The following is an 11582-nucleotide window of genomic DNA, read 5'->3' as shown; positions in this document are numbered from 1 at the left end:
ACGCGGACGGGCACGGACGGGCACGGACGGGCACGGACCAGCCACCGGCCGCACACACAGGAGGGCTCGCACCCCCTGTACGGGGTGCGAGCCCTCCCATGAAGAACGAAGAACGTCGCTGCGTTAAACCCGGCGCGTTACTTCAGCCGACCGCGAGTCGGACCATGTCCGCCTGCGGCCCCTTCTGGCCTTGCGAGATCTCGAACTCGACCCGCTGGCCCTCTTCCAGGGTGCGGTAACCGTCCATCTGAATCGCGCTGTAGTGGACGAATACATCCGCACCACCGTCGACCGCGATGAAGCCGTACCCCTTCTCCGCGTTGAACCACTTGACGGTGCCCTGAGCCATGCCTAACTCCCCTATTACTGGCCCTTGCACAGATCCACACTTCGCGGATCCGGGTCAGACCTCACCCCCCAACGGTTGGGGGTGTGCGCCGGAACGCGTCGACCGCGGCCGAATGTATCTGTCCAACTGCCCTCTGCAACAGGTCAATCGGACGAGAATTCTGGACACGACCGGTCGGGAATGTACGAACAATTCGCCTGAATTCAGGGCAAGTCGGGCCCCACAAAAGGGAAGAAGTACGCAAAAGGCATACACACTTTGGCTACTTCATATAGGGCGCTCGGCTCGATCGGATATGCGCCCGGCATGAAATCAGTAGGGCGATCGGACCGGCTTCCCCAACTGTACCGTGCTCAACCATAGAGAATTGCCCCCTCCGCTTCTCTCGCGGAGGGGGCAATTCGATGAACTCTCGGTAATCGAAGTTACCGACGGTTACTACCGACCGGTACTGATCGGCGGTCAGCCACCGGCGACCGCGGGAATGATCGACACGCCCGCGCCGTCCGGCGTGACCGTCTCCAGCCCCTGCTCGAACCGGACATCGTCGTCATTCACGTACACATTCACGAACCGCCGCAACTTGCCCTGATCATCCAGAACCCGGGCGGCGATCCCGTTGTGGTTCTTCTCCAGATCGGCGATGACCTCGGCGAGAGTCGCACCTTCGGCACTCACCTCGGCCTTACCGCCGGTGTAGGTACGAAGGATGGTGGGGATACGGACGTTGACGCTCATGACTTACGACCTCCGGTCGGGTGCAGCGCCTCTTCAGGGGCGCGGGGCTGTGCCGGCCCTTCAGGGGCGCGGGGCTGTGCTGGATGTGCGGCTACCGCCGCGTGGGCGCGACCAGCCCCCACGGACCCGCAGACGAACGACTACCGGGCCTTACGCGAGACCGGCCGCACGGAACGAATCAAGGCTGGGCCGAATGGTCGCGGTCAGTCCCGTCCCGGCCACCGCGTCGAGCGTCTTCAGGCCATCACCGGTGTTGAGAACGACCGTGGTCAGCGTCGGGTCGAGAAGCCCGTCCTCGATCAGCTTCTTCGCCACCCCGACGGTCACCCCGCCGGCGGTCTCCGCGAAGATCCCCTCCGTCCGCGCGAGCAGCTTGATCGCCTCGACGACCTGCTCGTCCGTCACGTCCTCCACGGCCCCACCGGTCCGCCGCGCGATGTCGAGCACGTACGGCCCGTCCGCCGGGTTGCCGATCGCGAGCGACTTGGCGATCGTGTTCGGCTTCTGGGGCCGCACCACGTCGTGTCCGGCCTTGAAGGCCACCGACACCGGCGAGCACCCCTCCGCCTGCGCACCGAAGATCTTGTACGGCTTGTCCTCGACGAGCCCGAGCTTGATCAGCTCCTGCAGCCCCTTGTCGATCTTCGTGAGCTGCGACCCGGAGGCGATCGGCACGACCAGCTGGTCGGGCAGCTGCCAGCCGAGCTGCTCGCAGATCTCGTACGCCAGGGTCTTGGAGCCCTCCGCGTAGTACGGCCGCAGGTTGACGTTCACGAAACCCCAGCCCTCACCGGCCGGGTCGCCGATCAGCTCGGAGCAGAAGCGGTTCACGTCGTCGTAGTTGCCCTCGATACCGACGAGCTCGCCGCCGTAGATGGCGGCCATGACGACCTTGCCCTGCTCCAGGTCGTGCGGGATGAACACGCAGGACCGCAGACCGGCGCGGGCGGCGGCGGCGCCGACGGCGCCGGCCAGGTTGCCCGTGGAGGAGCAGGAGAGGGTGGTGAAGCCGAACGCGCGGGCCGCCTCCAGCGCCTGGGCGACGACGCGGTCCTTGAAGGAGTGCGTCGGGTTGCCGGAGTCGTCCTTGATGAAGAGCTTGCCGGTGTCGACGCCGAGCGCGGCCGCCAGGTTGTCGGCCTTGACGAGGTGGGTCCAGCCGGGGTTGATGTTCGGCTTGGTGGCCACGTCGGCCGGGACGGGCAGCAGGGGCGCGTACCGCCAGATGTTCGCGGGGCCCGACTCGATCCGCTTGCGCAGCTCTTCCGTGTCGTAGGCGGAGTAGTCGTACGCGATCTCCAGCGGCCCGAAACACTCCTCACAGGCGAAGACCGGGCCGAGCGGAACGCGGTGACCGCACTCGCGGCAGCTCAGGGCGGCGGCGGGGCCGAGGTCTACTGTGGAGGGGGAATCGGTGGTGCTTGCAACAGTCTGCGCAGCCATGGAGGGGAGGCCCTTTCTCCTCATCTTCCTCACGACGCACTTCGCCGTGAGACGGATTTGGCACCTTCCCGAGCCGGGAGCCTCACCACGACAACGTGGTCAGACCGGCTGGAGGGTTGCCGGGGCTTCATCGGGCCGTATCCCTCTGCCCCTCTGGATGAGCGGTATTTGGTTGTATACGCGGACGAGCACCGACATGCGATGGTCACCAGCGTTGTCCAAGACTGTAACCGAAGGCCAGGACAGTTGAGAGAGCAGTCCGAACCGCGAGATGAACGCAGAGGAGCCGCGCACTGTGCTGAAGGAAGTCGAGCGCTGGCTGAGCACCCGCTCCTGGTCCATGGCCGACCGACCGCTCCACAAGATCATGGCCGCGAAACGAGCCGGCGGCCAGTCGGTCAGTGTCGTCCTGCCCGCGCTGAACGAGGAGGAGACGGTCGGCGACATCGTCGCGATCATCCGTCATGACCTCATGCGGCAGGTCCCGCTCGTCGACGAGATAGTGGTCGTCGACTCCGGCTCGACCGACCGGACGTCCGAGGTCGCGGCGGCGGCCGGGGCCAAGGTCGTCCACCGCGACGCGATCCTGCCCCGCATCCCGGCGGTGCCCGGCAAGGGCGAGGTCCTGTGGCGCTCCCTGCTCGTCACGACGGGCGACATCGTCTGCTTCATCGACGCGGACCTCAAGGAGTTCTCGTCCGACTTCGTCTCCGGGATCGTCGGCCCGCTGCTCACGGACCCCGGTGTCGACCTCGTCAAGGCGATGTACGACCGCCCCCTCGGCTCCGCCGCCGGCCAAGGCGGCCGTGTGACGGAACTCATGGCCCGCCCCCTCCTCAACATGCACTGGCCCCAGCTGGCCGGCTTCGTCCAGCCGCTCGGCGGCGAGTACGCGGCCCGCCGCTCCCTCCTGGAACAGCTCCCGTTCCCCGTCGGCTACGGCGTGGAGCTGGGCATGCTGGTCGACGCGCTGCATCTGGTCGGCCTCGACGCCCTGTCCCAGGTCGACGTGGGCGTCCGCAAACACCGCCACCAGGACGGGCAGGCGCTGGGCCGCATGTCCGCGGCGATCTACCGCACGGCTCAGCTCCGACTGGCCCGCGGCCACCTGATCCGCCCCGTCCTGACACAGTTCGAACGGGGGCGGGAGGGGTTCGTGCCCCGGACGTACTCGGTGGACCTGGAGGAGCGGCAGCCGATGGTGGAGATCGCGGAGTACGCGGAGCGCAAGGCCGCGTGAGGGGGTGGGGGGTTCGGTTCGTGGGCGGGTTCGGGTCCGGTGGGGACTGGTCTTTCAGGGGCGCGGGGAACTGCGCGAGAAGCCCCACCGGACCCGCACCCGCCACACCACCCTCACCCCCACCCCCCATAGGCACTCCTGTATACGGCCGAGCCGCACGTTTGACCGCCGAACCCCCGGGCTAGGTTGAGCCCTATGGCATCAACGCACGGCGCGGCCCGGGTCCTGGTCGCGTCCAACCGGGGACCCGTCACCTACACGCTGGACGAGAAGACCGGCGACCTCACCTCCAAGCGAGGCGGAGGCGGCCTCGTGTCCGGCCTCTCCGCGATCGACCCGGCCTCCGGCGCCGTCTGGGTGTGCTCCGCGCTGGGCGACGGCGACCGCGAGGCCGTACGACGCGGCGTCGCCGAGCCCGGCGTGCGCATGCTGGACATCCCCGCCGACGTACACCACGACGCCTACAACGGCGTGGCCAACTCCACGCTCTGGTTCGTGCACCACATGCTCTACCAGACCCCGCTGGAGCCCGTCTTCGACGCGGAGTTCCGGCGCCAGTGGGCGGCATACGAGACGTACAACCGCGCCTTCGCCGAGGGGCTCGCCCAGGAGGCGGCGGACGGCGCGGCCGTACTGGTCCAGGACTACCACCTGGTCCTGGTCCCGCGCATGCTGCGCGAACTCCGCCCCGACCTGCGGATCGGCCACTTCTCGCACACCCCGTGGGCACCCGTCGACTACTTCCGGCTGCTCCCCGACGACATCGCCGCGCAGGTGCTCGACGGCATCCTCGGCGCCGACCGGGCCGCGTTCCTCACCCAGCGGTGGGCGGACGCGTTCACCGAGTGCTGTCGCGCCGTCCTGGGCCCCGGCAACCCGTCCGGCACCCGGATCGGCGTGCACGGCCTGGGCGCCGACGCGGACTTCCTGCGGGCCCGCGCCCACCAGCCGGACGTCGAGGACCGCATCGCCCTGCTGCGGGAGCAGATCGGTACGGCCCCGGACGGCACCCCGCGCCGCACGATCGTCCGCGTCGACCGCACGGAACTCTCCAAGAACATCGTGCGCGGCCTGCACGCCTACCGGCAGCTCCTCGACGACCAGCCGTCCTGGCGCGAGCGCGTCGTGCACGTCGCCTTCGCGTACCCGTCGCGGCAGGACCTCGCGGTGTACCGGGACTACATGGCCGAGGTCCAGCGGGTCGCGGACGACATCAACGAGCGGTACGGGACGCCGGGCTGGACCCCGGTCATCCTCCATCTGAAGGACGACTTCGCACGGTCCCTGGCGGCGTACCGGCTCGCGGACGTGGCCCTGGTGAACCCCATCCGGGACGGCATGAACCTCGTCGCCAAGGAGGTCCCGGTCATCACCGACGAAGGATGCGCGCTCGTGCTGTCGCGGGAGGCCGGGGCGTACGAGGAACTGGGCGACGACGCGCTGGTGGTGAACCCCTACGACGTGGTGGCCACGGCGCGGGCGTTGCACGAGGCGCTGCGCATGCCGGCGGCCGAGCGGGCGGAGCGGACGAAGCGGTTGGCTGCGGCGGCCACGGCGCTGCCGCCTACGCAGTGGTTCCTGGATCAGTTGCGCGCGTTGGAGGGGTGAGGGGGCGCCGAGTAGCTCGGGGGAGCTGTTTGGGGGCGGGTGCGGGATCGTCGTGGCTGATCGCGCAGTTCCCCGCGCCCCTGACAGAACTTGGCGCGCCCCCTCGCTATACGTGCTCGGCGATGGCTGCCAGCAGGTGTACGACCCCCGCCGGGCCGTCGACCACCAGGTCCGCTCTCTCCGACAGCTCCGTGACCTCTGTGCTGCCGCTGCAGACCAGGAGGCCGGGGGTGCCCTCCGTGCGGAGTTTCTCGATGGTGGCGAAGGCGGGGAGGTCGCCGAGGTCGTCGCCGGCGTAGAGGACGCATTCGGCGGCGGTCTCCGTCAGGTAGTCGCGGAGGGCGACGCCCTTGTCCATGCCCGGAGGGCGGAGTTCGAGGACCAGACGGCCGGGTTCGACGATGAGGCCGTGGCGGGCGGCGAGATCGGCGAGCGGGGCGCGCAGCGCTTCGAAGGCGGCCTGGGGGTCGGTGGCGCGGCGGGTGTGGACGGCAAGCGCCCGGCCCTTCTCCTCGGTCCAGGTGCCCTGCCACGCGCCGACGCTGTCGAGGAAGCCGGGCAGCTCCGCGCGGACCGCCGCGACACCTGGGTGCGGGGCGGGAGCGCTGACCGTGCCGGTGACGGCGTCCCAGCGTTCGGCGCCGTAGTGGCCGAGGACGACGAGGTGCTCCAGACCGGGGACGCCGGCGAAGCCGCCGTGCCGGACGGCGACACCGGCCGGGCGGCCGGTCACCACGGCGACGGAGGCGACCTTGGGGGCGAGTGCGGCGAGTGCGGCGACCGCGTCGGGGTGGGCGCGGGCCTGTTCGGGGTCGGGGACGATCGGGGCGAGCGTGCCGTCGAAGTCCAGCGCGATCACCGTACGGCCGGGACGGTCGAGGATCGCGTCCAGCGCGTCCCGCCCGGCCGGGGTCACGGGTGTCGGCAAGGTGGCCTTGGGGTTCTCTGCGTCCTTGTGGCTGCCCATGCCTCCGACCCTATCCGTCATCGCTCTGCCCGGCGTGCCTCCCGAACTCTCCGCAGCCGGTTCACGGTGACCGGGTCGTGGGCGAGGGCACGCGGGTCGTCGAGCAGGGCGTTGAGCAGTTGGTAGTAGCGCACGGGAGCGAGACCGAGCCGCTCCCGAATGGCCCGTTCCTTGGCCCCGGGCCCCGCCCAGCCCTGCCGCTCCACGGCGAGGATCGCCTGTTCACGGGCCGCCAGCTCTTCCATGCGACGACGGTAACGGACGGGTGTGACATTCGGCCGCGGGCGAGTGGGGCTTCTCGCGCAGTTCCCCGCGCCCCTGAAAAGCAGGGGCTGCGCCCCTCACTCCTCCCGGTCCGCAACCGCCGCCGTCTGCTGCAACTGCTCCAGCACAACCCCCGGCTCCACCCCGGGCCGCACCGCCCGCCCTATCTGCTCCTTGACCGCCGCGCTGACGTCCGCCCAGGACGTCTTGCCGACGGGGTACAGCTCCGCGTCGGGCAGCGCGTCGAGGAAGGGACCGAGATCCGCGTCGTCCTTGTCCGCGGTCATCTCCTCGGACGCGGACGCGGTCACCGGCAGCAGGTCGTACTCACGGGAGAAGTCGAGCACGTTCTCGTCGCCGTAGACGAAGTCGAGGAAGTCACCGATCTCGTCCCGGTGGCCGTTCTGCTTGAAGGCCATCATCCAGTCGGTGACCCCCATGGTGGCGTGCTCCCGCTCGTCGCGCCCCGGCATGGCGGCCGTGCCGTAGTCCACACCCTCGTCGGCGGCCATCCGCATCAGGCTGGGGTGCCCGTTGAGCATGCCGACCTCACCGCGCGCGAACGCGTCGAACGCGTCGGCACGGTTGAGGTCGGCGGGGGCGGTCGGCCCGGTGAGACCCTTGTCGACCAGCTTGTCCTTGAGCCAGGTGAAGGTCCGGACGTTGTCGTCGGAGTCGAGCCGGTAGGTGCCGACGTCGTCGGTGTAGCCGCCCCCGCCGCTGAGCAGCCACTGCATGGTCTCGGCCTGGGCCTCCTCGGAGCCGAGCGGCAGCGCGTACGGCGTCTTCACGCCGGCCCTGTCGAGGGCCTCGGCATCGGCCGCCAGCTCGCTCCAGCTGCGCGGGGCGCTGTCGATGCCCGCCTCGGCGAAGAGCTTCTTGTTGTAGAAGAGGACGCGCGTCGACGCGGCGAACGGCATCCCGTACGCGACCCGCCGCACCTCGCCCGAGTTGGCGAGCTGGGGGAGGAAACCGGCCTGGACGGGGATGGAGAGCAGGTCGTCGACCTCGTACAGCCTGCCGGCCGAGGCGTAGTCGGCGTACGTGCCCGCCTGCGCCATGTCGGGCGCCTCACCCGCGGCGACCAGCTCCTTGACCTTGCGGTCGACGTCGTTCCAGGAGAGGACGCTGACGTCGACCGTGACGCCCGGGGTCTTCTTCTCGTACGCCTTCACCACCGCGTCCCAGTACTTCCGGGAGCTGTTGGCCCTGGAGTCGCCGTAGTCGGCGGCGACCAGCCTCAGGGTGACGCCGGAGCCGTCGGCCTCCGAGGCACCGCAGCCCGCAAGCGTCGCCATCAGTCCCAGCGCGGACAGTGCGGCCTGTGCCGCCGTTCCGTTGTTCCTGACACCGGTCTTCGTCCGCCGCTGCCCCTGCCGCTGTCCCACTCGTACTGCCCCAACCTGTCGCACGGGCCCCGCGCACAACAGCCTGAATCACAGGCCCCGCGTTCAAGACCGTCCATCTCTCAACTTCTCGGACTTCTCCATGAGGTCTACACCATAAGGTCTACACCACGTAGTGGACTAGACCTCTCATGGGTCGAAGGGCCACACTGTCTCCGTGAGACACGTCATCGCCCTCGATGTGGGCGGCACCGGGATGAAGGCCGCACTGATCGGGGCCGGCGGCGAGCTGCTGCACCGGGCGCGGCTCGCCACCGAGCGCGAGCGCGGGCCGGACGCCGTCGTCGCCTCGATCCTCGACTTCGCCGCCGAGCTGCGCGCGTACGGCGAGCGGCGCTTCGGCGAGCCGGCGGCCGCCGCCGGGGTAGCCGTGCCCGGCATCGTCGACTCCGGCCGGGGCGTCGCCGTCTACGCCGCCAACCTCGGCTGGCGCGACGTCCCGCTGCGCGCGCTCCTCGCCGAGCGCCTCGGCGGCGTCCCGGTCGCCCTCGGCCACGACGTGCGCACCGGCGGGCTCGCGGAGGGGCGCGTGGGTGCGGGCCGGGGCGCGGACCGCTATCTCTTCGTGGCGCTCGGCACCGGGATCGCCGGCGCGATCGGCGTCGACGGCCGGGTGGAGGCGGGCGCCCACGGCTTCGCGGGCGAGATCGGCCACATCGTCGTACGGCCCGGGGGCATCCCGTGTCCCTGCGGTCAGCACGGCTGTCTGGAACGGTTCGCCTCCGCGGCGGCCGTCAGCCAGGCCTGGGCGGAGGCCTCCGGCGACCCCGGGGCCGACGCGGCGGACTGCGCCAAGGCCGTCGAGTCGGGCGACCCGCGCGCCGGAGCCGTCTGGCAGCACGCCGTCGACGCCCTCGCCGACGGCCTCGTCACCGCCCTCACCCTGCTCGACCCCCGCACCCTCATCATCGGTGGCGGCCTGGCGGAGGCCGGCGAAACCCTGTTCACACCGCTGCGTACCGCCGTCGAAGACCGGGTCACCTTCCAGAAGGTGCCCACCCTCGTCCCGGCCGCCCTGGGAGACAGCGCGGGCTGCCTGGGCGCCGGCCTGATGGCCTGGGACCTCATCACCCCCACGGACCTCACGGCCCCCACGGCCCCCACGGACCCCTCGGACCCCTCGGACCCCTCGGAGGTAACCACCTGATGGCCCCCACACTTTCCGACACCGGGTCCGACGGCAGCGCCTCGTCAGGGGCCGCGCGTCCTGTCGCCGGTTCCGACAGCGCCCCGAAGGGGGCGCGGGGCGACTCTGAACATGCGGCTACCGCCGCGTGGGCGCGACCAGCCCCCACACACCCGCAGTCGCCACCCAACGCGCACCCTTACGTCCTCGAAGGCGCCCACGTCGTCCTCCCCACCGGCACCGTGAGAAACGGCCGACTCGTCATCGACGGCACCAGGATCGCCGCCGACGCCCCGGAGAACGCCCACACCATCGACGTCCGAGACCACTGGGTGGTCCCCGGCTTCGTCGACCTCCACAACCACGGCGGCGGCGGAGCCTCCTTCACCTCCGGAACCGTCGAGGACGTGCTCCACGGCATCCGCACCCACCGCCTCCACGGCACCACGACCCTCGTCGCCTCCACGGTCACCGGCGACATGGACGGCCTCGCCCACCGCGCCGGTCTCCTCTCCGAGCTGGCCGAACAGGGCGATATCGCCGGGATCCACTTCGAGGGCCCGTTCATCTCCCCCTGCCGCAAGGGCGCCCACTCCGAGGAACTGCTCCGCGACCCCGACCCGGCGGACGTCCGCAAGCTGATCGACGCGGCGCGCGGCAGGGCGGCCATGGTCACCCTGGCCACCGAACTCCCCGGCGGCCTCGACTCCGTACGCCTCCTCGCCGAACACGGCGTCATCGCGGCGATCGGGCACACGGACGCGACGTACGAGCAGACGGTTCAGGCCATCGACGCGGGCGCGACCGTGGCGACCCATCTCTTCAACGCGATGCCCCCGCTCGGCCACCGCGAGCCCGGCCCGATCGCGGCGCTCCTGGAGGACGAGCGGATCACCGTCGAGCTGATCAACGACGGTACGCATCTGCACCCGGCCTCCCTCCAGCTGGCGTTCCGTCACGCGGGCGCCGACCGGGTCGCGTTCATCACCGACGCCATGGACGCGGCCGGCTTCGGCGACGGCCTCTACACGCTCGGCCCGCTGGCGGTCGAGGTCGTGGACGGCGTGGCCCGCCTGGTGGAGGGCGGTTCGATCGCGGGCTCGACCCTCACCCAGGACCGCGCCCTCAAACGCGCCGTCACCGTCGACCGCCTCCCCGTCGAGGACGCCGTCACCGCCCTCTCCGCCAACCCGGCGCGACTCCTCGGCCTCTACGACCGCATCGGCTCCCTCGACCCGGGCAAGGACGCCGACCTCGTCCTCCTCGACGCGGACTTCGAGCTGAGGGGAGTGCTGCGGAAGGGCGAGTGGGTGGTGAACCCGTTCGGCGACTGACCTATGGACTGAGCTACGGACCGACCTACGGGCGATCGATCCCCAACCGACCTGCTCCGTCCGGTCGTTGACATGCGGTGCGGAGTGCGGCGGTCGGCCCGGGGGGACTGGGCCGACCGCCGCCCATTTGGCATGATCGAGCCTCCGCGCAGTCGAGACGCAAGGGGGTAGGTCCAGGTGATCCTCACGGTCACACTGAACACCGCTCTCGACATCACCTATCGCGTACGGGACCTGAGGCCCCACGCCACGCACCGGGTGACCGACGTGACCGAACGCCCCGGCGGCAAGGGCCTGAACGTGGCCCGGGTGCTCGCGGCACTCGGCCACGAGGTGACGGCCACCGGTTTCGTCGGCGGCGCGACCGGCCGGGCACTGCAGGAGCAACTCACGCACACACCGGGCGTGGTGGACGCGTTGGTCCCGGTGGAGGGGGCGACGCGCCGGACGGTCGCCGTGGCCGACGCGAGCGGCGACACGACCCAGCTCAACGAACCGGGCCCGCTCATCACACCCGCCGAGTGGTCCGCCTTCCAGGAGGCGTACGCCGATCTGCTGCGCTCCGCCTCGGTGGTGGCCCTGTGCGGCAGTCTGCCGCCGGGGGTGCCGGTGGGCGCGTACGCGGGCCTGGTCCGTACCGCCCGCACGCTGTCCGTCCCGGTCCTGCTGGACACCAGCGGCGAGCCGTTGCGGCGCGGGGTCGCGGCCCGCCCCGACCTGGTGAAGCCGAACGCCGACGAACTGGCCGAACTCACCGGCTCCCACGAGCCGTCCCGCGCGACCCGGGACGCCCGGCGCCGTGGCGCCCAGGCGGTCGTCGCCTCCCTCGGCCCCGACGGCGTCCTCGCCCACACCCCCGAAGGCAGCTGGCGCGCCACCCCGCCCCGCCGCTTCCACGGCAACCCGACGGGAGCGGGCGATTCGGCGGTCGCGGGCCTGCTGTCCGGCTTCATCGACCGCCTCCCCTGGCCCGACCGCCTGGCCCGAGCCGTCGCCCTGTCGGCGGCGACCGTACTGACCCCGGTGGCAGGCGAGTTCGACCGTCAGGCGTACGAGGAGCTGGTGGGGCAGGTGACGGTGACGGGGGAGGTCACTGCGGCGTGAGCG

At 70.9% G+C, this 11582-nt stretch carries 11 protein-coding genes and 1 riboswitch; of the genes, 5 read left to right on the top strand and 6 right to left on the bottom strand.

The features are described 5' to 3' along the window. Nucleotides 1-142: 142 nt before the first annotated feature. The 3 genes from OG622_RS26810 to thrC form a co-directional block, all read right to left on the bottom strand. Complete coding sequence (locus tag OG622_RS26810; protein WP_046709519.1) at nucleotides 143-349, bottom strand: cold-shock protein; 207 nt, start codon at nucleotides 347-349, stop codon at nucleotides 143-145. Between the two features lie 462 nt (nucleotides 350-811). Next, nucleotides 812-1087 carry a MoaD/ThiS family protein gene (locus OG622_RS26805; protein ID WP_371579170.1) on the bottom strand — a complete coding sequence of 92 codons (276 nt, stop codon included), beginning with the start codon at nucleotides 1085-1087 and terminating at the stop codon, nucleotides 812-814. Between the two features lie 150 nt (nucleotides 1088-1237). Continuing rightward, complete coding sequence (thrC, locus tag OG622_RS26800; RefSeq protein ID WP_371579169.1) at nucleotides 1238-2530, bottom strand: threonine synthase; 1293 nt, start codon at nucleotides 2528-2530, stop codon at nucleotides 1238-1240. Nucleotides 2531-2547: 17 nt separating this feature from the next. After that, a riboswitch (SAM riboswitch) is annotated at nucleotides 2548-2694 on the bottom strand. A 131-nt stretch (nucleotides 2695-2825) separates the two neighbouring features. Here thrC and OG622_RS26795 point away from each other — a divergent pair. Both OG622_RS26795 and OG622_RS26790 read left to right on the top strand, forming a co-directional pair. Then, nucleotides 2826-3770 (top strand): glucosyl-3-phosphoglycerate synthase, encoded by a 945-nt coding sequence (locus OG622_RS26795; protein WP_371579168.1) that lies wholly within the window; start codon nucleotides 2826-2828, stop codon nucleotides 3768-3770. A gap of 195 nt (nucleotides 3771-3965) precedes the next feature. Beyond that, entirely contained in the window at nucleotides 3966-5378 is a 1413-nt protein-coding gene (locus tag OG622_RS26790) for a trehalose-6-phosphate synthase (RefSeq protein ID WP_371579167.1), read from the top strand. A gap of 106 nt (nucleotides 5379-5484) precedes the next feature. On the opposite strand, the gene otsB is transcribed toward OG622_RS26790, so the two are convergent. The 3 genes from otsB to OG622_RS26775 form a co-directional block, all read right to left on the bottom strand. Continuing rightward, nucleotides 5485-6345 (bottom strand): trehalose-phosphatase, encoded by an 861-nt coding sequence (otsB, locus tag OG622_RS26785; RefSeq protein ID WP_371579166.1) that lies wholly within the window; start codon nucleotides 6343-6345, stop codon nucleotides 5485-5487. Nucleotides 6346-6362: 17 nt separating this feature from the next. Beyond that, nucleotides 6363-6590 (bottom strand): DUF3263 domain-containing protein, encoded by a 228-nt coding sequence (locus OG622_RS26780; protein WP_371579165.1) that lies wholly within the window; start codon nucleotides 6588-6590, stop codon nucleotides 6363-6365. A gap of 96 nt (nucleotides 6591-6686) precedes the next feature. After that, nucleotides 6687-7997: an extracellular solute-binding protein gene (locus OG622_RS26775; RefSeq protein ID WP_371579164.1), complete on the bottom strand. Its 1311-nt coding sequence runs from the start codon at nucleotides 7995-7997 to the stop codon at nucleotides 6687-6689. A gap of 175 nt (nucleotides 7998-8172) precedes the next feature. Here OG622_RS26775 and OG622_RS26770 point away from each other — a divergent pair, with 175 nt between their 5' ends. The 3 genes from OG622_RS26770 to OG622_RS26760 all read left to right on the top strand — a co-directional run bounded on the left by OG622_RS26770 (nucleotide 8173) and on the right by OG622_RS26760 (nucleotide 11579). Next, nucleotides 8173-9162, top strand: coding sequence for an ROK family protein (locus tag OG622_RS26770; RefSeq protein WP_371579163.1), 990 nt, complete (start codon nucleotides 8173-8175; stop codon nucleotides 9160-9162). After that, the gene (nagA, locus tag OG622_RS26765) at nucleotides 9162-10475 is read left to right on the top strand and encodes an N-acetylglucosamine-6-phosphate deacetylase (protein WP_371579162.1); all 1314 of its coding nucleotides are present in this window, start codon (nucleotides 9162-9164) and stop codon (nucleotides 10473-10475) included. Before OG622_RS26770 ends, nagA begins: the two co-directional genes overlap by 1 nt. Nucleotides 10476-10652: 177 nt before the next feature. Further along, the gene (locus tag OG622_RS26760) at nucleotides 10653-11579 is read left to right on the top strand and encodes a 1-phosphofructokinase family hexose kinase (protein WP_371579161.1); all 927 of its coding nucleotides are present in this window, start codon (nucleotides 10653-10655) and stop codon (nucleotides 11577-11579) included. Nucleotides 11580-11582 lie beyond the last annotated feature (3 nt).

This window comes from Streptomyces sp. NBC_01314 (genome assembly GCF_041435215.1).
Taxonomy (GTDB): Bacteria; Actinomycetota; Actinomycetes; order Streptomycetales; family Streptomycetaceae; genus Streptomyces.
The sequence above is the reverse complement of the archived record's forward strand: the minus strand, read 5'-3'. Positions and strand labels throughout refer to the sequence as shown.

Bases quoted from the DNA above. Each gene is read 5' to 3' on its own strand.
- OG622_RS26810 (WP_046709519.1), bottom strand. From the start codon at position 349: ATGGCTCAGGGCACCGTCAAGTGGTTCAACGCGGAGAAGGGGTACGGC.
- OG622_RS26805 (WP_371579170.1), bottom strand. From the start codon at position 1,087: ATGAGCGTCAACGTCCGTATCCCCACCATCCTTCGTACCTACACCGGC.
- thrC (WP_371579169.1), bottom strand. From the start codon at position 2,530: ATGGCTGCGCAGACTGTTGCAAGCACCACCGATTCCCCCTCCACAGTA.
- OG622_RS26790 (WP_371579167.1), top strand. From the start codon at position 3,966: ATGGCATCAACGCACGGCGCGGCCCGGGTCCTGGTCGCGTCCAACCGG.
- otsB (WP_371579166.1), bottom strand. From the start codon at position 6,345: ATGGGCAGCCACAAGGACGCAGAGAACCCCAAGGCCACCTTGCCGACA.
- OG622_RS26780 (WP_371579165.1), bottom strand. From the start codon at position 6,590: ATGGAAGAGCTGGCGGCCCGTGAACAGGCGATCCTCGCCGTGGAGCGG.
- nagA (WP_371579162.1), top strand. From the start codon at position 9,162: ATGGCCCCCACACTTTCCGACACCGGGTCCGACGGCAGCGCCTCGTCA.